Raw genomic sequence first — 20,446 nt, 5'->3', positions numbered from 1 at the left:
TGACCTGAATCATCAGCCCTGAGCTAGTCAGATCGCCTGCACAGCTTCAGAAAGCATATCCCTGACCTTCCCGGCAACCTGCTTGAGCTCGTCATTGTCAATGGCGGACATGGAAACCACGGGGTCTACCGCGCTGACCTCAACGCCCTCCGAAACCTCACGAAGAATGACATTGCAGGGCAGCATGGCACCCACACGAGGTTCCACTCCGATGGCTTCCCAGGCCATACCCGGATTACAGGCCCCGAGAATCCGGTAGGCCGGCATGTCCTTATCCAGCTTTTTCTTCATGGTGGTCTTGACGTCAATTTCCGTCAGCACCCCGAAGCCGTGGTCGGTAAGCGCCTGACGCGCTCTTTGGTCGACATCCTCAAAACCGGCATCTTTGATAATTCGATTGATTGTGTATGACATGCTTTTCTCCAATGATTCGGAAGTTCAATGGTTATTGATCGAGTTTGACCACCCTCAAACGCAGCGCATTCACGATCACGCTGACGGAGGACAGTGACATGGCGGCCGCGGCAAAAATCGGGGACAGCAGTATGCCGAAAAACGGATACAAAACTCCTGCTGCAATGGGAATGCCGGCGGAATTGTATATAAAGGCAAAAAACAGGTTCTGCCGGATATTGCGCATGGTCGCCAGAGACAATCGGCGAGCTTCCACAATACCCATCAGATCGCCTCGCAACAATGTAATGCGGGCACTTTCGATGGCGACATCGGTGCCGGTGCCCATGGCCACACCGACATCCGCCGTTGCCAGGGCTGGCGCATCGTTAACGCCATCGCCGGCCATGACCACAATGCGGCCTTCGTCTTTCAGGCGCTGGACAATCTTGCCCTTGTCTTCTGGCAGCACTTCCGCTTCCACTTCAGAAGCAGCTGCGTCGAGAGAACGTCCTGCTTAAAGAAGAGCGAGCCATATTAAAAAAGACGGCCGCCTTCTTCGCCAAGGAATCTCTCTGAGGTACGCCTTTATCAAAGCTCATCAGGGTAACTTCAGTACTGCCCTGATGTGCCGAGTGTTTGAGGTGTCGCGTAGTGGTTATTACAAGGGGCGATCCCGACCACCTAGTCAGCGAGATCAGCAGGATAAGGCGTTGAAGGCCAAAATTCGCCACCATCACCAAAAGAACCGGGCAACCTATGGGACACGGCGTATTCAAAAGAAGCTGACCGGAGATGGCGAAACCATCAGCCGCCGCCGAATCGCTCGATTGATGAAGGAAGAAAGCCTTGAATGCAAGACGCGACGGAAGTTCAAAGCCACCACCCACTCGAAGCATGACAAGCCTGTGGCCCCTAACCTTCTGGATCGACACTTTTCGGCGAAGAAGCCGGATCAAGCCTATGTAGGCGACATAACGTATATCCCGACACGGGAAGGCTGGCTATACCTGGCAGTCTTTATTGACCTCTGCTCACGCGCTGTTGTGGGGTGGTCAATGAGCCACCGAATGCCGGCTGCTCTGGTGAACGATGCCCTGAATATGGCGATCTGGAAACGCCGGCCGACGGCTGGCTTACTGGTTCATAGTGACCGTGGTAGCCAGTATGCCTCGGATAGCTTCCAGCAGCTGCTCAAGCAGCATGAGTTCAGATGCAGTATGAGCCGAAAGGGGAATTGTTGGGATACGCCCCTTCCGAGAGTTTCTTCCACACGCTGAAAACCGAGTTGATTTATCACGAGGACTTCATAACGCGAGGAGAAGCGAAGCAGGCCATCTTCGAATATATCGAAGTGTTTTATAACCGGGTGCGGCTGCACTCCAGCAATGACTATATGAGTCCAGCGGACTACGAATCAGAACTACGAGCAGCTGCTTGAAAAACATGTCCGGAAAACTGTTGCCAGATCAGACTGCTTTTCTAGCGGCAGTTTGCTTCCGCATGCAGAACAGAATACGGCATTTTGTGTTGCTACTTGCTCCCCACACTTCGGACAAAACATATAGTTCCTCGCTCCTTATATTTGTACTCGGCATCAATACTCGCCGCTGCAATTCAGCTCCATGGTGCCTTGGTTGACTATCTTTAGAACTATATGACCAGTGTTTGGCTCATTTTTATAGTGCCAAGAAATTCAGGTGATCGTCACGCAGCCAAAGTGCGTGGAATTACTGCGCGAAACTGTGCGTGAAGTACGCAAGCCAGGTGCATACCCAATGGTGCGTACTATCCGGCCTTGGACTGCGTACCAGTACGAACGGCGCAATTCGTACTTAACTGTTTGGTCCCGAAGAGTAATGGTCTACGTTATGAACCATTACTCTTCGGGACCAAACATGGCGTGAGTCGCAAATTGTAACGGTGCAGGGGTGTTTGGATCGCCATATCATGACTTCATTGCGCATGAAGCCCATATTGTGCCCAGCTGTTGCTTAGCATCCCATCTCGGTTACTCTACACTCGGTGTTTGCGTTCCATGAATGAAGGATAGCCGTATCAATGTTGGGATTCCTGCAGGGATTTTCCTATGGTCTCTTTATGACCTGCCTGCCCTGGCTGCTGGTGGGGCTCTTCAATCCTGGCCTGGCGCTTCCGGTGGCGGCCCCCAGCCGGCTGCAGGTGATTTTCCGCTATTGCCTGGTGGTTCCCTTCATCAGCATGCTGCTGTGGTTGACCTCCCTGTGGGGCGGTTTCAGCCCCAGCCTGTTTGGCTGGCTGGCGGGCATCGTCGCTATTCCCGTGGCGCTGCCCGTTGAGCGAACCCTGCGTGGCTGGCTGGCCCGCCGTCGCGAGCGGCGTCGGCAGGCATTGACGGCGGCCGAGACCCGGCGTCACCGTGCCCGGCAGGAACGCGAGGCCCATGAGGCAGGCTTGGCAGTACTCGACCCGGCTAGGCCGCCCGAAGGCGCCGATGACTTGGTGCTGGCCATGTGCCGGGCCAAGCAGCGCCTGCTGGAGGTTAACCGTCCCGACCTGGCGGTCCTGGCGGATCGCCTCTACAGCCGTTATCGCCATGTGCTGGATGTCCTGGGTAGCCGTTTCCACAGTGGCGAGCTGGCCTTCGAGCGCTCGCGCGGCCTGGTGACCCAGGTCTGTCTCGGCGCGGTGGATACGCTGACCACCATGGCGTCCCAAGCGCGAGGGGTGGTCAGCGTGGACGGCGACTACGTGCGGCGGCGCCTGGCGCGGGAAGGCCAGCGGTTGAGCGAGGAGGAGCGCGCCGCCCTGGTGCGGCGCCTGGACCTGCTGGTGGAGACCGAACAGCGGCTGAGTGAGCTCTCCGCTCGCATCGAATCGGCCTTGACCGTCCTCGATGATACCGCTGTTTCCATGGCGCGCATCGAGACGGCCCGCCCCCAGGCCTCGGTCACCACCGAGAAGGCGCTGGAGGACCTGCGCCGCTTCGTCGAGGGCGCCGATCGTTACGCGCGCAAGGATTGATCAGCCGTTCGATTTATTGTGACGGCCTTCACAACGGTCTTTTTAATCGCTCAGGAGATGCCCATGACCCCGCAATCCGAAGGTGACAGTCGCCTTTCTCTGCCACCGGTGGACGAGATCGCCAGCCAGCTGGGGACGACCAAAGCCGACTCGGCCGAGCCCGATGAGCGGGACATCGACCCCGAACTCGAGGCGATGGCCGACCGCTTCGTCGAGGAGGTGCTCGCCGAAGATGAAGAGGGCTCGGTGGTTCGCCAGCGGCGTGCCGTGGACGAGATGGGTCTGGAGTTGCAGCAGCAGGCCGCGCATCGTAGCGCCATGCTGCAGACGCCGCTGCGCAAGCTGGCTCACCAGGGCGATGAGGGCGGGCCGGTGGCCAAGGCGCTGGTCGATCTTCGCGGGCGTATGGAAGGGCTCGATCCTGCTCGCCACCGCCTGGCACCGAGTGCCTTGGACCGCGTCCTGGCGATCATTCCCGGCATCGACAGCCGCCTGCAGCGCTATTTTCAGAAGTTCGAGAATGCCCAGCAGGCGCTGGACGCGGTTATCGAGGACCTGAAAGGTGGTCGCGACATGCTGCATCGTGACAACCTCACCCTGAACGATGACCAGCAGGCCCTGCGCGATATCCTGCGCGAGCTGAACCGCCAGATCGCCCTGGGCCGCTTGATAGATCGCCGTCTGCAGGACGCTATCGCCGCTCGCGATGCCGATGATCCGCGGCGTCGCTTCCTCGAGGAAGAACTGCTCTTTCCCCTGCGTCAGCGCATCGTCGACCTTCAGCAGCAACTGGCGGTAAGCCAGCAGGGCGTGCTGGCGCTGGAGGTCATCATCCGCAACAACCGGGAATTGATGCGCGGCGTGGACAGGGCCATCAACGTCACCGTCTCGGCCCTCACCGTGGCGGTCACCGTGGCCATGGCCATGGCCAACCAGCGCCTGGTGCTGGATCGCATCGAAGCCCTCAACACCACCACATCGCAGATGATCGGCGGGACCGCCAAGGCGCTGCGCCAGCAAGGTGTGGACATCCAGAAGCGGGCATCCGGCGCGATGCTCGACATGCAAGTGCTCGAGGAGGCCTTCGGCGAGGTGATGGGCGCGATCGATGATCTCTCGACCTATCGTCAGGAGGCCCTGCCCCGGCTGGATGAACAGATCGACCGCCTGGCGACCCTGTCGCAGCAGGGCAATGCGTCCATCGAGCGTCTCCGAGAGGGTAGCGAATCGCAACCACAGGACGGTCGCGCCCCCAGCTGATTCTTCAGGATCATCTTTTATCTTGTATTTAAGCAATACCGAGACTCGCCTTCAAGTGAAGCATGTTGTTACTTGAAACGAGAAGAGGCGTCCCGGAACAGTCAGCCGGGGTGGCGGCGGGATAGGTCGCCACGGCAGAGCGAAGGCGTTGGGAGAAGAATCCTCGAAGACGACGACCTCCCAGGCCTCGGGCAAGTCGACGGCAGGGCATCTCGACGGCAACTCTCTATAATTGGCGGAAACAGGCCAGAGCACGAGGGCAGATTTTGCCATCACGTTCCATCCAACCCAACCAGTGGACCAGCCAGGAGAAGTTCCAGGTCGTCCTGGAGACGGCCCCGATGAACAAGGCCGAACTCAGCGCCTACTGCCGTGAGTTGCACCGCAAGGACAAGGCGCTCGCCGAGACGGCGGCCCTGCTGACCTTGTCAAAAAAAGGCAGAGGCGATCTGAGGTACGACCCACGACGAGGACGACTGGCCAGCCTTCCGGATTGCCAGCGCATCGTGACATGGATGCAAGACGCCCAGCGTGACGGTGCTCGGCTGGTCAAGGCCTGTCAGGTGATGGGCATCAATGTGCGAACCCACTACCGCTGAATCACCAAAGGCGAAGTGACGGCTGATTGCCGCCCCGACGCCGACCGCCCGGAGCCGGCAAACAAGCTGTCTCCCCAGGAGCGGGAAGTTGTTGTGTATAGTTTGGGGTCACGCTTCTTGTCGAGTCGCCTCGCTTCATGGTCCGCCCACCTCGTCTCGGATCGCTTCCTGAGCGCGACTGACCAGCCCCTCGCAATACGCCATGTCCGGGTCGTCCCCCGTGCCCAAAAAGGGGATCAGGGCGGCGATGGGGCCGGCGATGGCCCCGAGCACGGCGCTGGCCCCGGCGCGCATTCCCAGCCCCAGGCCGCCATCATGGACACCTGGCTCGATGGCATCGAAGGTTCCGCCCAGATGGAAGGGCGCGCTTCCGGTAAAGACGCTGGGATCCTTGGGGTGGGCGAAGACGGAGATATCCAGGCGCTCCGTGTTCAGGTCCACCTCGCCACCCGCCGTGAAGGTGGTATCCCGGGTGTCGATGACGAGGGTATCCAGTTCGGCGACGCCATTCCTCGCCTGCAGGTCGGCGTAGACGCACTCGATGGGGATCGGCTCGCGCCCGCGCAGCCAGCTGAAGAACGCCTGGAGAGCATCGAGACCGGCCAGTTCCACGAGCACCGCGTCGAGCCGGCCGCCGGTCATCAGCAGGAGCAGGCCGCCATCGGCCGACGCCAGGAGTTGGGCGACCGAGCGGCCCTCGACCCAGAACTTCCCCCGTCCCCCCACGACGCCCGCGCTCTCTCTGGTCAGGTTCCAGTGGCGCAGGACATCGTTCAGATCCACGCGTCGCATCTCCACCTGCAGGGTACCGACGGGTGGCCAACTGCCGGCATCCAGGTCGAGTTCCAGGTCGATGTTTCCCTCGCCGATGCCGAAACTGACCGGCTCGAAGCGGCCGTGGCCGTCCTCGAGGCGAAAGTCGATATCCACCTTGCTCAACGGCACATCGCCTGCCCGCACGGACGTTCCCCGGTAGCTTACGTCCGCCGTCAGGGTGTGCCAGCCCTCGCCGACGAAGGGCGTGTCGGGCAGGATGAAGCGGTCACCGTTTTCCTGTGTTTCCTGTGTTGCCCCGAAGATGACCCCCAGGTCCGCGATATCGAGGGCGTCGGACTGCAGCTCGCCCGTCAGGTGCGGCGGGCGGGGTCGGGTATCGAGGCTAAGCCAGCCATCGAGGTCACTGCCGCCGATCTCCCCTTCCATGTTGCCGAGCTTCCAGCGCTGGTCGTTCAGCTCCAGGTTCCCCGACACCGAGTAAGGCGGCAGCTTCGGCAGCGCCACGCCCAGCAGGCGGCTGAGGCGCTGGGGGTTGGGGCCCTCCAAGGTAAACGTTAGCTTCTGGCCCTGCAGGGCGAGCGGTCGCAGAAGGGAGCCCTGCACCGCGATCCGGCTGCCAACGACCTCGGCCTCGAGGTCCAGTGCATAGGGTCGGCCTGGGTCACGGGCCTCGAGCAGGGAATCACCCACCAGCGAGAGCGTTGCCGGTTCGCCGTCAAAGCGGCCTTCCCCCGCCACATGCAACTGCCGATTCCCCTCCTCCAGGCCACGACTTTCGAGCCTCAAGGTGAAGTCGGTATCGGCCCAAGGGGCCTCGAAGCGCAGCGTCGAGGGCTCGACCCGTATTCGGCCGATAAACGGTAGGAGCAGGTCCTGGCGCCTGCCGACGGGCAAGGTATCGCTCATCTCCAGGTGCCATTCTCCGGAGAGCCTGCCCAGCCGGTCTTCCATCGGCGTGAAGGTATCGACCAGCCGGGCCAGCGACAGGTCGTCGATTACCGTGTCGAGGCTTCCCGAGGCCGCCGGCAAGACCGAAGCGAAGGGGATCGACGTCCAGCGTTCCGGCATCGAAGCCGGCGTCCATGGCAAGGTCCTGCAGTACGGTGCCGTCTGGCAGTACCAGGCTGTCCGCGCGCAGCGCCACTTGCCCATCGAAACCCCGCAGCGGCGCCAGCAGTGAATCTGGCTCGGCCTCCCCGTTCGTTTCGGCGCCATCGGGGAGAAGCCGGGCAAGGACGATGCGTCCCGCCTCGAGGTCGGCCTGCACCACCGGACGCTCGGCATTGCGAAACTCGACGCTGCCGGCGACACGGGCCCCGCCTATCTCGCCCTCGAGCCCGGTGGCGGACCAGTGTTCGTTGTCCCGCTCCAGGCGACCTGCCAGGCGAAACTCGGGCAGGGGAGGCAGCGCCGGCCCTGCCCAGGCTTCCAGGTCGCCAGCGCCAGGGGCCTGGAGCATCACGTCGGCGGAGAGTGTCGCTGGGTCCAGCAGCGAGGCGAGGGTGGTGTCGACCCGAGCCTGGAGGTTTCCGGAGCTGGCCTCCGCTGCGAGGCGATAGTCCTCATCCAGCGCGACCAGTTCGGGCAGAGGGCCGCCCTGGACCTCCATGGTCAGGGGGTTGTTGCGGAAGGTGCCCGTCATGCTGAGCCGCAGCGGCGGTGCCTCGCCGGTGGCGAGGACGAGATCGAGGTCACTTCCGACCTCCTGGTTGCTGTAGGAAAAGCGGCCGTTGTCGATCTGCAGGTTCGCAAGCAGGGTCTCACGCGCGAACGCACCGCGCTGCTCCAGCGGCGAAAGGCGCAACGCGACGTCGCCCACCAAGGTGTCGCCCGATGCGGCGTCACCGGGTTCGAGGGCGATACCCAGGGCTTCCATATCCAGCTCCTGCAGCGAGATCCGCGCCTCTGCCGAGAGTGTGTCGGGGTTGCTGTTCAGGTCGATGCTTGCCTCGATATTGCCGCCTGTGACGGCGAAGGTGATCGGCTCCAGGGCGAGCGTGTGCTCGGCGAGGTGCATCTCGGCTTCCAGATCCTCCAACACCCACTGATCCAGCGCCAGTCGACCCACCGACAGCGCTATCTTGCCGCGCAGGTCCGGCAGAACTGGTATGGCCAAGCCTGCCGTTTCTTCCCCTTCCGGCAGGGCCTCTCGCCAGGCAGCGAGATCGATCTGGGTGACATCCAGGCGACCGTTCAGGCGCGGGGCCTCGTCGGCGGTCTTCACCTCCAGGTCACCGGTGAGGCGGCTATCGAGGGCAGAGGCGTCGATCTCGCTGAGTCGCCATTCGCTGCCTTCGCGGACCAGGCGCATCGCCACCTGCAGAGCGCCCAGCTCCACGACAGGCAGCCCCAGCCACTGGGCCCAGTCGGCGGTCGACGCCACGCTGAGCTCGGCGTCTGCCTGCAGGGACGCCAGGGAGGGAAACTCGGGCAGACGGAAGGTGCCACTCAGCCGGTCATCGTCGGCGCCCAGGGATATCTCGCCACCGAAGGACGCGGCATCCCCCAGCAGGGCCTCCAGGGAGTCAGTGTGCGCCTGCAGCGTAAAGCGGCGCTCGTCGAAGACCCATGCCGCGGACGTGTCCAGGCCGTCGCCGGCACGTTCGATCTGGAGGGAGGGAATCGTCATCGCCACCGGCGTGTCCGCGCCGGCGGCTCGGTAGTGCACCTGGGCATCGGTCACGGAGAGCCGGCGGATGGCCACCGGCGGCGCCGTCGGATCATCGGCTGCAGATGGCTGCTGGGTCTCCTCGCCGTCCTGCATATCAGGAAACACCCAGTTGCCGGGGGCGTCGCGGCGCTGCTCAAGGGTGAGGGTCGGACCGTCGATCGCGACCGCGTCCAGCACGAACTCGCCATCGAGCAGGTCGCCAAGCGACGGCGAGACACTGACGCGCTGCGCTTTGAGCATCTGCGGCGAGGCGGCCCACGCCGGGTTGCCGATCCTGACGTCGTGCAGCGAAATCGCCGGGCGGGGAAGGAAGTCGACCTTTACATCGCCCTCGATGGCCACCGAGCGTCCGGTCGCCGCTTCGATACGCTCGACGATCAGCGGCTTGAAGACGTTCCATGACATCAGCTGCACGAGGGCAATGACGAGTACCACCAGTATCAGCGGGGCGAGCCACCACCAGTGCCGCTTCCTTGAAGATCCCTGTGTCATCGGCGCCCCTTATAAGTGGCCGGATGCTAGCTCCTCTTCTTAAATCTCCTTCCGGATTACTGTTCAAGTATAGCCTATCGTGCCTCTACATTCGGCTGATTGTGATGACTTGACTAACGCCGACAAGCATTCTCATTTGAAGCACAAAGCGACGCTTTGAACATATATGCAAAGCTCCTAAAAGGCCGCTTTGGGTCGTTAGCTGCTCCAAGCTCAATATTGATGCCTCGCGCAGCTACACCCTCAACATTACTTTACTGCATGCTTTGCACAGCCAAATCACTGGGACCGGCCTAGCACAAACTGCTTAAGTCGACTGAGTATCTTAAGCTTGGCGTTCAACGCCCAAGCCGCCAGACGAGCAGGCTCTGCCATGGATAAACGGCGGGGCGAATTATCGTGCGGGGCGCCAGCTGACTGAGAGCAGTGATGGTCATAAAAATTGGCATGCAAATAAGAACCCCCGCATAAGCTCGTGAAAGCCGAGGGGCGGGGCCGTGTTGCCACCTATGATAGGAGGCTGCCGACGGAAGAGTAAACGCTCAATCCTCCACCGCAGAAGTAGCGTTCAGTGGGGCTGGCGGATGACAACATGCTGGAAGAGCCGACCCAACCCGTTACCCCTTAAGGCGAAGAATGAACCTTGGAACGGCGAGTTCTTAACCTGAAATTGTTGGCTCCGTAGCGTAGTCTGCCAACTTATCCCCCACCTCTTGGCCAGGCGGTGGGGGTTATTCAGGAACGGTCAGTCTTCCCGGTACTGCTGCCAGTAGCCTTCGATTTCATCGGCCATCTCGGCGGTAACTTCCCGGCGCTCTGGGTCCAGGCGCGGCGCATTCTCGATCGCATCCTCGGGTACATCGAGGATGAAAGTTTCTACCCCGGGCGTCACTAGCAACATATCCCACGGCACGGCAACATGCTCCTGCCGGAAGCCCAAAAAGCCGCCATGGCCGACGATCGCGTAGGCAAGTTCATCACCCTCCGGCCCCATTACTCCATCTTCGATACTGCCCAGCTGCTCATCCTCGAGATTGCGCAAGTCAGTGCCGGTAACCCAATCGATCGAGAGCATCTGCCCTAACTCATCCACTGGGATTGCCGACACGATTTGCTGCTCGCGCCACGCGACCACATCGCCTGGCTGGACTCCCGCCTCCTGAAGCTGCTCAACATAGCCGTTATAAATCATCTGCAGACGTTGACTGACTAACTCGCAGCCTTCCGCGTCGCCGCGCCGCGCCAACGTGACGGCGGCATTCTGCAGAGATCGGAGCTCGTGCCCCGGGGCAGCCTGCCAGCCGATGGCAGCCCAAGGCACCGTCGCTTCCGGATCGGGAACGGGCGGAACGCTATCGGGTGCCGGGACAGGTTCCGATGCAACGCCGGGCGTCGTACCATAACCACGCCAGCCCCAGCCTGCGCGAAAACCGCTAAACCAATAACCCTCCTCGGCTACTTGCTGGGAGAAGACCATCAGGTCGTTGAGACATTCTTCGGCGATCTCGGCCTCGCCGAATGCCAGTGTCATTTCCTCTTGTTGGGCCAATGCCGCAGAAGTGCTCATAAGGGCGATGGTGCTGGTTGCGAAAAGAATGCGTAGCATCAGTGCCTCCAAATCTTGTTCAGTCACTCAGGAATGAATGCCATCGTTGGTCTTATGAGCCCTGCAACAGACTGGTCGGGCCTTATGGCCAAATGTCCTGCAAGTCATCAGACCTCTTGAAGAAGATAGGACTGATTTACGCTCTTTTCCACACAACTTAATCGGCGTAAATCATCTTGCGCGTCATGCCACCATCTACCACGAAATTCTGTCCAGTGATAAAGCCGGCTTGATCGGAAAGCAAATAGGCGACCATGGCGGCGATGTCCTGGGGTCTTCCCACCCGACCGGCGGGATGCTGGGCATGATCCTGTTCGTCGAGTTCAGCTGGCTGGTGTTGTGACGTTTTCTGCCAGTCGCTCACGTCAATCCATCCGGGACTGATGGCGTTGACGCGGATATCCGGCCCCAGGCTTACCGCCAAGGCATGGGTAAGCGCCTGGATGCCGCCTTTGCTTGCCGCATAGGCAATGCTGTCGGGCTCCGATTGCAGGGCGCGAGTCGATCCTATCAAGATCAGGCTGCCGCAGGTGGCACGCAAATGAGGTGCTGCATGCTTGGCACACAGAAAGCCCGGGGTGAGGTTGGTATCCAGATAATTCTGCCAAGTGGCTAGTTCAAGGGTCTCGACGGGGCCACAAAACGGATCGGCAATCCCGGCATTATGAATCACGCCGTCCAGCCGGCCAAAGCGCGTCAGCGTTTGAGCCAGGCTATCGGCAATCTGTGCTTCATCGCGTACGTCCGAGTGCATGGCAAGCAGTTGCTGCGGGTGGCCAAGCCGCTCCCGACAGAATTCAATCGCTTCGGCATCGATATCCGTCAAGGCAACACAGTCACCTTGGTGGAGTAAATGCTCGGCAATGCCCAGTCCGATACCCTGAGCACCGCCTGTCAAATAAATTACGCGACTATTGCTCATTATTTAATATATTCCTTGGTGGCCTGCCAGGCAGCTACCAGCTCGCGTGCCTGTTGCCCTACCTGTACGGAGGATTGGCCAGGCTTATAGAGCGCGCTACCCAGCCCTGCACCGTCGATGCCGGCGGAGCGCCAGGCAGAGAGATTATCGATGCCGATGCCGCCTACCGCATAGAGCCGGGAGCCCTTAGGCAGCACAGAGCGTAGTGCCTGCATCCCGCCGATGCCTACCTGGACGGCGGGAAACAGCTTGAGGCCGGTGGCGCCGGCATCCAGGGCATCGAAGGCCTCGGAGGGGCTGACAATCCCTGGCCAGCTCTGCATGCCAAGGCGGCGGGTTTCCTCAATTAGCGCCGGACGGCAGTTAGGTGAGACCACCAGCTGACCACCAGCGGCATGGACGTCGTGCACCTGAGCGACCGTCAGCACGGTACCGGCACCGACCAGTGCGCGGCCGCCCAGTGTTTCGGCCAGGCGGCGGATGCTTTCCAGGGGGTCGGGGGAATTGAGGGGCACCTCGAGGGTGGTGATGCCGGCGGCAACTACCGCCTCACCTATCGCCACCGCCTCCTCAGGGGTGACGCCGCGCAGGATGCCGATCAGGGACAAGGTCATGAGGGGGCTCCGAAGTTGAGTCTCATACAGCGAGTGTCCGATAAACGAACTCGAGGCCGGCGAGTACCGCGGTCTCGCCGTCCAGGTGCCCGCTCTCGTGGCCGAGGGCATCGAGTGCAAGGGCATAGCGGTTGCAGAGCGCGGTATTGCCGATCAGGGTAATGGGGCTATCCAGTTCGGCGTCCAGGCCGGCCAGTTCCAGGCCGATGGTGAGCCCCGAGAGGCGTGCGGCCAGTCGAGCTCTGCGAGCTTCGCCGGCGGGCAGATCCACGTCCAACAGATCGGCGGCCCGCAGGCCGAACAGCAATGCCGGATAGCGACCGGGCGCCGACTGGATCTCATGGGCTGCGGTGACGAAGGCCTCACGACAGCCGGGATCGGTCAGGTCGTCCTCACCGATGGAGTGCCTCAGTACCGATTGACAAGCCAACAACCCGTAGAGCTCACCGGTCTGGAAGGTGGTGAAGTGGGTCACCGAGCCTTTCTCGAGCCGGACCCACTTGGCGTGGGTGCCCGGTAAGCAGGCGAGGCCCGAGAAGTCAGGCTCGCAGGCGACCAGTCCTGCTATCTGGGTCTCCTCGCCACGCATCACGTCGAAGCTGCCAGGGGTGGTCTGGCAGAGTCCTGGTAGCAGACTCACCCTCAGGCGCGGGTCGCTGAGCGGGGGAGCCACGGCACCCCGGACCAGATCATCCAGGCGGGTCGGCACCGCCAGGTAGGCGGCTTCTCGCCAGCCTTGGCGAGCGCCCGCCATGCCACAGATCAGGACGTCAACGGTGCCGGTGCTGGGCAGCCAGTTGTCGATCACCTCCAGTAGCGCCTTTTCGTAATCGACCGGCATCAACGAGAGCATGCCGCGCTCACTACCGCCCCGCGTCAGCACCTCCCCCTGGGCGTCCAGTGCCCAGGCACGCAGGTTGCTGGAGCCCCAGTCCACGGCAATCCAATTGGCCGTCTTATGAGCTGTGGGTGTCATGGTGTCTCTCCTACCATTCGGCGATGGAGCCATCCTCATGGGTCCACACTGGATTGCGCCAACGATGGCCAACCTTGGCGCGTTCCTCGACGAAGGCCTCGTCAATCTCCACACCTAGTCCTGGCCCCTGGGGGATGGCGCAGAAGCCCTCTTCGATGGCCAGCACCGACTTGTCGACCAGGTAGTCGAGCACGTCGTTGTCGCGGTTGTAGTGGATACCCATGCTCTGCTCCTGGATGAAGGCATTGTGGCACACCGCATCCAGCTGCAGGGAGGCGGCCAGGGTCAGCGGACCGAGCGGACAGTGCGGGGCCAATGCCACATCATAGGCCGAGGCCAGGGCGGCGATCTTCAGTCCCTCGCTAATGCCACCGCAGTGGGAGAGGTCGGGCTGGACGATGTCGATCATGCCGTCGGCGAGCAGATCGCGGAACTGGAAGCGAGTGTGCAGCCGCTCGCCGGTGGCCAGTGGGTAGCCGAGCCCGCCGGCGATCTGCCGAAGGCAGGGCAGGTGCTCGGGGGATACCGGCTCCTCAACGAACATCGGGTGGAAGGACTCCAGCTCACGCAGTAGTGCCTTGGCCATGGGACGATGTACCCGGCCGTGGAAGTCGATGGCGATGCCAATGTCCGGGCCCACCACCTCGCGGGCCACGGCTACCCGGGCCACGGCCTCGTCGATCTTGCGGTGGGAATCAACAATTTGTAGTTCCGAGGTGCCGTTCATCTTGAAGGCAGTAAATCCCTGCTCCACCAAGACCTTGGCACCGGCCCCCACGTCGCAGGGGCGGTCACCACCGGTCCAGGCGTACATGCGCATCCTTTCGCGTACTGCACCACCCAGTAGCTGGTGGACCGGCACGCCCAAGTCGCGCCCCTTGAGATCCCACAGCGCCTGGTCGATTCCGGCGATGGCGCTCATCAGGATGGGGCCGCCGCGGTAGAAGCCGCCGCGGTACATCAGGTTCCAGATATGCTCGATGCGATGCGGATCCTGGCCAACCAGGTAGTCGGCCAGTTCGTGGACGGCGGCCTCCACGGTGGCGGCACGGCCCTCGACGACCGGTTCACCCCAGCCATAGCAGCCTTCGTCGGTCTCGATCTTGAGAAACAGCCAGCGTGGTGGTACCTGCCAGGTTCTGAGTCGGGTGATCTTCATTGGTGTTCCTTGACTGGATTAGACATCACTGTGTGGGCGGTCGACTCACCTCTTTTGTTGAAGAAACTCGGAGACCAGTCTCTCGGGGGCAGCGCAGATATCTAGGGTTACCGCCTCGTCCGCGTCCGGCGGCTCCAGAGCGGCAAACTGGCTGTCGAGCATGGCGTCGCCCTTGAAGAAGTGTCCTTCACGCTGCGCAAGCCGTTGATGGAGTGTTTCACGACTGCCGCTCAGGAAGAGGATGGCCAGCGCTGGATCCCCCTGGCGCAGAGTGTCCCGATAACGACGCTTGAGTGCCGAGCAGCTAATCACTACTGTCGCATCGCGCGCGCGAAAGTCGGCCAGAAAGCCTGCCAGAGTCTTCAGCCACTCACGGCGGTCTTCGTCGGTGAGTGGGATGCCGCGGGCCATCTTGTCGATGCTGATCGGCGAGTGGTAGTCGTCGCCGTCGATGAAGTCGACACCCAGGCGCTTCGCCAGCAGGAGGCCGACATGGGACTTGCCCGAACCGGATACCCCCATCACCAGAATGCGCTGTGAACTCATGGTCAGGCGGCTCCGTCAACTGCCACGTACGGCGGTGAGATTGGGCAACCAGGTCACCAGGCCGGGAAAGGCGATCAGGATTACCAGCACGACCACTAGCGCCACATAGTAGGGCAGCATCGCCTTGACCAGTTGCTCCATAGACACCTTGCCGACCCCACAGCCCACATAGAGGCAGGTGCCCACCGGCGGTGTAAGCAGGCCAATGCCGAGGATGTAGGCCATCAGGACGCCGAAGTAGACCGGATCGACGCCCACCGAGGTGGCGATCGGCGTGAGCATCGGCGCCATGATGACCATGGCAGGGGTAAGGTCCATCACGAAGCCGACCAGGAGCAGCAGGCCAGCGACGATCATCAACAGCCAGAAGGGGTCCTGGGTGATCGCCTGGACCTGCTGAACCAGTGTCTGCGGCACCATGTTGATGGTCAGAAACCAGGCGATCACGGTGGCGAAGGCCAGCAGCAAAAGCACCATGCCGGTCAGTCGAGCGGTGCGGATCAGCATCCCCCAGAGATCACGAAGGGGGAACTCGCGGTAGACCAGCAGTGAAATGGCCAGCGAATAGAGCAGCGCGGCCACCGCCGCTTCCGTGGCCGTGAACACCCCGCCAATGATGCCGCCGATCACGATCACCGGTAGCACCAGCGCCAGCCAGGCCGACTTGAAGGCCTGCCAGAGCACATCGAGGCGAAACTTCCGGGTCTGTCCGGCATGCTTGAAGCTGGCCATGATGAAGGTGGTGAACATCAACGCAAAGCCGATCAGCATTCCCGGCACGATGCCGGCGATGAATAATCGACTGATAGAGGTCTCGGTGACGATGCCGAACAAGATCAGGGGGATCGACGGTGGAATGATGATGCCAATCACCGAGGAGACAGTGTTGATAGCGGTGGCATGGGCCGCCGAGTAACCCTGCTGCTTCATAGAGGGAATCATCATCGCCCCGGTGGCCGCAGTGTCGGCGACGGCCGAGCCACTGATGCCGCCGAAGAACATCGAGCCGGTGATCGCCACCTGGCCAAGCCCTCCCCGCATGAAGCCGACCAAGGCCCCGGCCAGGTCCATCAAGCGACGGGCGATCCCGCCCTGACTCATTACCTCACCGACCAGGATGAAAAAGGGAATGGCCAGCAGCGGGAAGCTATTGACGCCGCGGATCGACTGTTCGATGAGGATCGACAGCGGGATGTCTGACATTACCGCCATCACCACAGCAGCGACACCCAGGCCAAAGGCAATGGGTAGCCCGATACCGATGGAGGCAAACAGGATAGCCAGAAAAATCCATAGCATGGCTCAACGCACTCCGCTTTGAGAGTTTGAGGACAACGGCGACGTGCGGATCAGCCGCACACACTGCCAGGCGCGCCACAGCGCCACGGCGAGGATAAAGATCGAACACAGCACCAGGGAGACATTGATCAGGTTCCAAGGCACACCGAGGATTGCGGTTCGACCCGTCGAGCGGGATATCACCACATAACCGCCCCATATCATTATGCCCATCAGCCCACTAATGATCAGGTGCTGGACTAGGTAGAGCGTGTAGGCGGCACGCGGCTTGAGCTTGCGTACCACGAAATCAACGGCGATATGTTCGAAGTGAGCGAAGGCCGCGGCGGCCCCGATGAAGATCAGCCAGACAAACAGCATTCGTGCCAGTTCATCCGCCCAGGGCAGCGAATTATTGAGCAACGAGCGTCCGATCACGTTGGCCGATACCGAGATGATGAGTGCCACCAGGATGGTGGCGATCAGGTGTTCCATGAACCGGGTTAGCCAACGAAAGACCGCGGGCCCTTTTCTCGTCTTGAAATCCAGTTCGAGGGCGCGTCGGTTGGGGTCGGCAAGATAGGCATCGATATCGGGTGGGGGAGAAATCGATTCAGACATGGCGAGGCTCCAGAGGCAGGACAAAGGGCCAAGCAAGGCCCCTTGTCGCTGAGCGATCATCGGGTGACGCGATATCAGTCGTTCATGGTTTCGTCGACGATTTCGCGGATATCGGCAATCAGGTCTTCACCGATCTGCGGAGCCCACTCGTCATAGACCGGCTGCACGGCTTCCTGGAAGGCGGCAATCTGGTCGTCGTCGAGACGCGTGATCTGCATGCCGCGCTCCTCGAGCTGGTTGCGCGCCCAGTCGTCGTAATTGGTGGCCAGCTGGATCTCGTAGGCCGCGGACTTGCGAGCTGCCTCCTGGACGAGTTCCTGGTACTCGGGGTCCAGACGATCCCAGGTACGCTCGGACATCATCAGCATGAAGGGCGTATAGACGTGGCGCGTCTCGGAGCCGTAGTCCTGAACCTCGTGGAAGTTTGATGTCAGGATGGTGCTCCAGGGATTCTCCTGGCCGTCGACGACACCCTGTTCCATGGCCGAGAACAGCTCACCGAAGGCCATTGGAGTGGGATTGGCACCCAAGGTTTCCCAGATGGACAGATGGACCGGGTTCTCCATGGTACGGATAGTTAGACCACCCGTGCCGTGTCCGGCAACGTCCTCGGGCGTTTCCACGGGACGGACGCTGTTGGAAAGCTGGCGATAGCCATTCTCGGAGAAGGCCAGCGCCTTGATGCCGGTACCATCGAAGGCATCGAGCATGCCTTGGGCGACATCGCTGTTCATCACTGCGATGGCCGCCTCACGGGTCGGCAGCAGGAAGGGTAGGTCGAATACCGCGAGTTCGGGCACATAGGTGGTGGCCGGCGATGAGGAGGGGTAGGACATGTCCAGGGTGCCGGTCTGCATCATCTCCATCATCTGTACATCGTCACCCAGCTGGCTGTTGGGAAAGACGTTGACGGTGAGCCGCCCTTCGCTGCGCTCGGCGAGGATGTCGGCGAAATACTGGCTTGAGAGATACTGCGGCGAGGTTTCGGCCAGGCCGATGCCCATGCGGATGGTGTGGCTGCCGTGATCACCGACCACGGCACCGTCGATGGCAGGCGGGTCGGAAAGGTTCGGGGTGTCCTGGGCTTGGACGAGGCCGGTGCCCAAGGTGGCGGCTCCTGCAAAGATAAGGGTGTTGCGCCATAGCGTGCTCATGGAGATCTCCTTGTCTAACTCCCGGCGTAGAGAAACTGCCAGGGATGGGGCATTGGATTTGTTCTACACGACTCACTATGAGTGAGTGTATGCTTGTATGACAAGTATGCTTTAATGAAAAGCTTCGATTCATGCACTGCTAGCTTGAATCCTAGACTATTAAGGAACGGGGCTCCCGTATGCACATGCCTATCAATCGCTTCAAGCGTCGGTTGCTCAACGGTGAGGTCATGACCGGCATCTGGCTGGGGTTGGCCAGCCCCTACGCGAGCGAACTGGCCGCTACTGCCGGCTTCGACTGGCTGCTGCTGGACGGCGAGCATGGGCCCAACGACCTCGGCAGCCTGCTGGCCCAGTTGCAGGCGATCGCTCCCTACGCCAGTCAGCCGGTGGTTCGTCCCCCTCATGGCGAGACGGTACTGCTTAAGCAATACCTGGACATCGGCGTGCAGAATTTGCTGATCCCCATGGTGGACAGCGCCCAGCAGGCCGAGGAGTTGGTGGCCGCCACCCGTTATCCGCCACGAGGCATGCGTGGCATGGGTAGCGTGTTGGCTCGCGCCTCACGCTGGGGCCAGATGAGCGACTATCTCGATCGCGCCGACGAGGAGGTCTGCCTGATCCTGCAGTTGGAGAGCCCCGAGGCTCTCGAGAATCTGGAGGTGATTGCCGCCGTCGACGGCGTCGACGGCCTCTTCATCGGGCCGGCGGACCTCTCGGCAGCCATGGGGCATCGGGGCGACCCCGGCCACCCCGAGGTAGTGGCCGCCATCAAGGAAGCTATCGAGCGTATCCGTGCGGCCGGTAAGGCAGCGGGAATCGTCACCTTCGACGAGCGTGAGGCCCGCGACTACCTAGCTGCAGGCTGTACCTTCGTGGGCCTGGGCGCTGATGTCACGCTCTTGGCCGAGGCGCTTCGTGGCCTGGCAGGGCGCTTCCCTTCTGGCCGGCCCTCTTAGCCAGTTGGCAGGATTCGCCCGGGATTCATCAGTCCTTCAGGGTCGAACAGTGCCTTGATGCCTCCTGCCAGTTCGCGATCCATAGGCGACAGCCGCGCCAGATAGGCGGCTTGCTTGGTGCGGCCGATGCCGTGCTCGGCACTGAGGCTGCCGCCGAAGTCATCGAGCACCTCGAAGAGCTCCTCTTCCAGCCTATGAAGGTGTGCCTTCTTGTCCGCTTCATCCATGTCCGGCGGCGGCAGGATATTGAAGTGCAGGTTGCCATCACCCACGTGGCCATAGGCGATGATCTCGCACTTCGGCGAGCGCGCCATCACCGCCTGGCTGGCTTTTTCGACGAAGGCGGGAATCGCCGAGATGGGCACGGAGATGTCGGTTCGCAAGTGCTCGCCGCGCCGCCGCTGGCCCTCAAGCATGCTCTCGCGGAACTGCCAGAGTCGCTGGGCCTGGGTATCGTTGGACGCCAGAGCGCCATCCAGCACCAGGCCGCGCTCCATGCCTCGCTCCAGAAGATGCTCGAGCATGGCGTCCAGATTAAGGGGGCCGCTGGCGGATACCTCCATAAGGACATACCAGGGATAGGGGGCATCCAGGGGGTCACCAAGGTTGGGCGTGGCCTCCATGGCTAGCTCAAGGCAGCGTCGAGGGATCAGCTCGAAGGCACAGAGCAGGTCGCTGCAGTCGCGCCGCGCATGGCCGTAGAGGTCGATCACCGCCGCCACCGAGGGTAGGCCGAGCAGCGCAGTGCGACTCTGGGTGGGTCGCGGCGAGAGCTTGAGCACAGCGCCGGTGACGATGCCCAGCGTGCCCTCGCTGCCCAGGAACAGCTGCTTGAGGTCGACGCCGCGGTTGTCCTTGTGCAGGGTGGAGAGGTTATTCCAGACACGGCCGTCGGGAAGCACCACCTCCAGGCCCAGCACCAGTTGGCGCATCATGCCGTGGCGCAGCACGTTGAGTCCGCCGGCGTTGGTGGCAATGTTGCCGCCGAGCTGGCAGCTGCCCTGGGCACCCAGCGACAGTGGGAAGTCGCAGTCGTGCTCGGCGGCGACCTGCTTGACGCTCTCGAGGATGCAGCCGGCGTCCACGGTCATGGTGAAGTTGACCGGGTCGATGTCGCGCACCCGGTCCAGGCGTTCCAGGCTGATCACCAGTTCGCCGTCGCCGACAGCGGGCAGGGCACCGGCCACCAGACCGCTGTGGCCGCCTTGGGGCGTCATGGGCACGCCATGCTCGCGGCACAGGCGGACTGTCTCGGCCACCTCGGCGGTGGAGGCGGGGCAAGCCACCGCCAGGGGGACACCCAAGCGGTCGCCGGCCCAGTCGCACGCGTAGCGGGCCATGGCCTCGGGATCGCGGAGCAGGCCGCGTTCCCCCAGGCGTTTGCTGAGGGCATCGAGGAGGACGTCGGCATCCATC

Annotated in this window: 20 protein-coding genes and 1 pseudogene; 6 read left to right on the top strand and 15 right to left on the bottom strand. The window is 61.9% G+C overall.

The window, feature by feature from the left end; translation table 11 throughout:
• Nucleotides 1-27 precede the first annotated feature (27 nt).
• The gene (locus tag LG290_RS15630; RefSeq protein WP_499835576.1) at nucleotides 28-414 is read right to left on the bottom strand and encodes a DUF302 domain-containing protein; all 387 of its coding nucleotides are present in this window, start codon (nucleotides 412-414) and stop codon (nucleotides 28-30) included.
• 31 nt (nucleotides 415-445) lie between these two features.
• Nucleotides 446-880 (bottom strand): annotated as a pseudogene (locus LG290_RS15625) (HAD-IC family P-type ATPase); the annotation flags it as partial.
• 49 nt (nucleotides 881-929) lie between these two features.
• On the opposite strand from LG290_RS15625, the gene LG290_RS15620 reads away from it, so the two are divergent.
• Complete coding sequence (locus LG290_RS15620; RefSeq protein ID WP_499837125.1) at nucleotides 930-1,673, top strand: IS3 family transposase; 744 nt, start codon at nucleotides 930-932, stop codon at nucleotides 1,671-1,673.
• Nucleotides 1,607-1,834, top strand: a complete 228-nt coding sequence (locus LG290_RS15615; protein ID WP_499835575.1) for an IS3 family transposase — start codon at nucleotides 1,607-1,609, stop codon at nucleotides 1,832-1,834. Before LG290_RS15620 ends, LG290_RS15615 begins: the two co-directional genes overlap by 67 nt.
• Here LG290_RS15615 and LG290_RS15610 read toward each other — a convergent pair.
• A complete protein-coding gene (locus LG290_RS15610; protein WP_499835574.1) occupies nucleotides 1,817-1,957 on the bottom strand; it encodes a zinc-ribbon domain-containing protein in 141 nt (46 codons plus the stop codon). The two genes, LG290_RS15615 and LG290_RS15610, sit on opposite strands and share 18 nt — an antisense overlap.
• Before the next feature lie 497 nt (nucleotides 1,958-2,454).
• On the opposite strand from LG290_RS15610, the gene LG290_RS15605 reads away from it, so the two are divergent.
• The 3 genes from LG290_RS15605 to LG290_RS15595 all read left to right on the top strand — a co-directional run bounded on the left by LG290_RS15605 (nucleotide 2,455) and on the right by LG290_RS15595 (nucleotide 5,255).
• Complete coding sequence (locus tag LG290_RS15605; RefSeq protein ID WP_499835573.1) at nucleotides 2,455-3,396, top strand: cobyrinic acid a,c-diamide synthase; 942 nt, start codon at nucleotides 2,455-2,457, stop codon at nucleotides 3,394-3,396.
• 57 nt (nucleotides 3,397-3,453) lie between these two features.
• Nucleotides 3,454-4,656 (top strand): toxic anion resistance protein, encoded by a 1,203-nt coding sequence (locus LG290_RS15600; protein ID WP_499835572.1) that lies wholly within the window; start codon nucleotides 3,454-3,456, stop codon nucleotides 4,654-4,656.
• 266 nt (nucleotides 4,657-4,922) lie between these two features.
• The gene (locus tag LG290_RS15595; protein WP_499835571.1) at nucleotides 4,923-5,255 is read left to right on the top strand and encodes a hypothetical protein; all 333 of its coding nucleotides are present in this window, start codon (nucleotides 4,923-4,925) and stop codon (nucleotides 5,253-5,255) included.
• 135 nt (nucleotides 5,256-5,390) lie between these two features.
• Here LG290_RS15595 and LG290_RS15590 read toward each other — a convergent pair whose 3' ends face one another.
• The 11 genes from LG290_RS15590 to LG290_RS15540 all read right to left on the bottom strand — a co-directional run bounded on the left by LG290_RS15590 (nucleotide 5,391) and on the right by LG290_RS15540 (nucleotide 18,071).
• Nucleotides 5,391-6,770, bottom strand: coding sequence for an AsmA family protein (locus LG290_RS15590; RefSeq protein ID WP_499837124.1), 1,380 nt, complete (start codon nucleotides 6,768-6,770; stop codon nucleotides 5,391-5,393).
• On the bottom strand, nucleotides 6,748-9,195 hold the full coding sequence (locus tag LG290_RS15585) for an AsmA family protein (protein ID WP_499835570.1): 2,448 nt from the start codon (nucleotides 9,193-9,195) through the stop codon (nucleotides 6,748-6,750). Before LG290_RS15585 ends, LG290_RS15590 begins: the two co-directional genes overlap by 23 nt.
• Nucleotides 9,196-9,940: 745 nt before the next feature.
• Entirely contained in the window at nucleotides 9,941-10,801 is an 861-nt protein-coding gene (locus tag LG290_RS15580) for a PRC-barrel domain-containing protein (protein WP_499835569.1), read from the bottom strand.
• A gap of 157 nt (nucleotides 10,802-10,958) precedes the next feature.
• Nucleotides 10,959-11,723, bottom strand: a complete 765-nt coding sequence (locus LG290_RS15575) for an SDR family oxidoreductase (RefSeq protein WP_499835568.1) — start codon at nucleotides 11,721-11,723, stop codon at nucleotides 10,959-10,961.
• On the bottom strand, nucleotides 11,723-12,337 hold the full coding sequence (locus LG290_RS15570; RefSeq protein WP_499835567.1) for a 2-dehydro-3-deoxy-6-phosphogalactonate aldolase: 615 nt from the start codon (nucleotides 12,335-12,337) through the stop codon (nucleotides 11,723-11,725). The genes LG290_RS15575 and LG290_RS15570 overlap by 1 nt, the downstream gene beginning before the upstream one ends.
• Nucleotides 12,338-12,359: 22 nt before the next feature.
• Complete coding sequence (locus LG290_RS15565) at nucleotides 12,360-13,313, bottom strand: 2-dehydro-3-deoxygalactonokinase (protein WP_499835566.1); 954 nt, start codon at nucleotides 13,311-13,313, stop codon at nucleotides 12,360-12,362.
• A gap of 10 nt (nucleotides 13,314-13,323) precedes the next feature.
• Nucleotides 13,324-14,472 (bottom strand): galactonate dehydratase, encoded by a 1,149-nt coding sequence (gene dgoD / locus LG290_RS15560; RefSeq protein WP_499835565.1) that lies wholly within the window; start codon nucleotides 14,470-14,472, stop codon nucleotides 13,324-13,326.
• Nucleotides 14,473-14,517: 45 nt separating this feature from the next.
• Nucleotides 14,518-15,018 (bottom strand): gluconokinase, encoded by a 501-nt coding sequence (locus tag LG290_RS15555; RefSeq protein ID WP_499835564.1) that lies wholly within the window; start codon nucleotides 15,016-15,018, stop codon nucleotides 14,518-14,520.
• A 15-nt stretch (nucleotides 15,019-15,033) separates the two neighbouring features.
• A complete protein-coding gene (locus tag LG290_RS15550; protein ID WP_499835563.1) occupies nucleotides 15,034-16,317 on the bottom strand; it encodes a TRAP transporter large permease in 1,284 nt (427 codons plus the stop codon).
• 3 nt (nucleotides 16,318-16,320) lie between these two features.
• Complete coding sequence (locus LG290_RS15545; RefSeq protein WP_499835562.1) at nucleotides 16,321-16,917, bottom strand: TRAP transporter small permease; 597 nt, start codon at nucleotides 16,915-16,917, stop codon at nucleotides 16,321-16,323.
• A gap of 74 nt (nucleotides 16,918-16,991) precedes the next feature.
• Entirely contained in the window at nucleotides 16,992-18,071 is a 1,080-nt protein-coding gene (locus LG290_RS15540) for a TRAP transporter substrate-binding protein (protein WP_499835561.1), read from the bottom strand.
• A 179-nt stretch (nucleotides 18,072-18,250) separates the two neighbouring features.
• Between LG290_RS15540 and hpaI the strand changes: the two genes are divergently transcribed.
• The gene (gene hpaI, locus LG290_RS15535) at nucleotides 18,251-19,030 is read left to right on the top strand and encodes a 4-hydroxy-2-oxoheptanedioate aldolase (protein WP_499835560.1); all 780 of its coding nucleotides are present in this window, start codon (nucleotides 18,251-18,253) and stop codon (nucleotides 19,028-19,030) included.
• Here hpaI and LG290_RS15530 read toward each other — a convergent pair.
• The gene (locus LG290_RS15530; RefSeq protein ID WP_499835559.1) at nucleotides 19,027-20,445 is read right to left on the bottom strand and encodes an FAD-binding oxidoreductase; all 1,419 of its coding nucleotides are present in this window, start codon (nucleotides 20,443-20,445) and stop codon (nucleotides 19,027-19,029) included. The two genes, hpaI and LG290_RS15530, sit on opposite strands and share 4 nt — an antisense overlap.
• Nucleotide 20,446 lies beyond the last annotated feature (1 nt).

It is taken from the genome of Halomonas sediminis (genome assembly GCF_044871105.1).
Classification (GTDB): Bacteria; Pseudomonadota; Gammaproteobacteria; order Pseudomonadales; family Halomonadaceae; genus Vreelandella; species Vreelandella zhuhanensis.
This window is presented reverse-complemented; position numbering and strand designations above follow the sequence as displayed.

Coding starts and splice junctions, on each gene's coding strand:
- LG290_RS15630 (WP_499835576.1), bottom strand. CDS start 414: ATGTCATACACAATCAATCGAATTATCAAAGATGCCGGTTTTGAGGAT.
- LG290_RS15615 (WP_499835575.1), top strand. CDS start 1,607: ATGCAGTATGAGCCGAAAGGGGAATTGTTGGGATACGCCCCTTCCGAG.
- LG290_RS15610 (WP_499835574.1), bottom strand. CDS start 1,957: ATGTTTTGTCCGAAGTGTGGGGAGCAAGTAGCAACACAAAATGCCGTA.
- LG290_RS15605 (WP_499835573.1), top strand. CDS start 2,455: ATGTTGGGATTCCTGCAGGGATTTTCCTATGGTCTCTTTATGACCTGC.
- LG290_RS15600 (WP_499835572.1), top strand. CDS start 3,454: ATGCCCATGACCCCGCAATCCGAAGGTGACAGTCGCCTTTCTCTGCCA.
- LG290_RS15585 (WP_499835570.1), bottom strand. CDS start 9,195: ATGACACAGGGATCTTCAAGGAAGCGGCACTGGTGGTGGCTCGCCCCG.
- LG290_RS15580 (WP_499835569.1), bottom strand. CDS start 10,801: ATGCTACGCATTCTTTTCGCAACCAGCACCATCGCCCTTATGAGCACT.
- LG290_RS15575 (WP_499835568.1), bottom strand. CDS start 11,723: ATGAGCAATAGTCGCGTAATTTATTTGACAGGCGGTGCTCAGGGTATC.
- LG290_RS15570 (WP_499835567.1), bottom strand. CDS start 12,337: ATGACCTTGTCCCTGATCGGCATCCTGCGCGGCGTCACCCCTGAGGAG.
- LG290_RS15565 (WP_499835566.1), bottom strand. CDS start 13,313: ATGACACCCACAGCTCATAAGACGGCCAATTGGATTGCCGTGGACTGG.
- dgoD (WP_499835565.1), bottom strand. CDS start 14,472: ATGAAGATCACCCGACTCAGAACCTGGCAGGTACCACCACGCTGGCTG.
- LG290_RS15555 (WP_499835564.1), bottom strand. CDS start 15,018: ATGAGTTCACAGCGCATTCTGGTGATGGGGGTATCCGGTTCGGGCAAG.
- LG290_RS15550 (WP_499835563.1), bottom strand. CDS start 16,317: ATGCTATGGATTTTTCTGGCTATCCTGTTTGCCTCCATCGGTATCGGG.
- LG290_RS15545 (WP_499835562.1), bottom strand. CDS start 16,917: ATGTCTGAATCGATTTCTCCCCCACCCGATATCGATGCCTATCTTGCC.
- LG290_RS15540 (WP_499835561.1), bottom strand. CDS start 18,071: ATGAGCACGCTATGGCGCAACACCCTTATCTTTGCAGGAGCCGCCACC.
- hpaI (WP_499835560.1), top strand. CDS start 18,251: ATGCACATGCCTATCAATCGCTTCAAGCGTCGGTTGCTCAACGGTGAG.
- LG290_RS15530 (WP_499835559.1), bottom strand. CDS start 20,445: ATGGATGCCGACGTCCTCCTCGATGCCCTCAGCAAACGCCTGGGGGAA.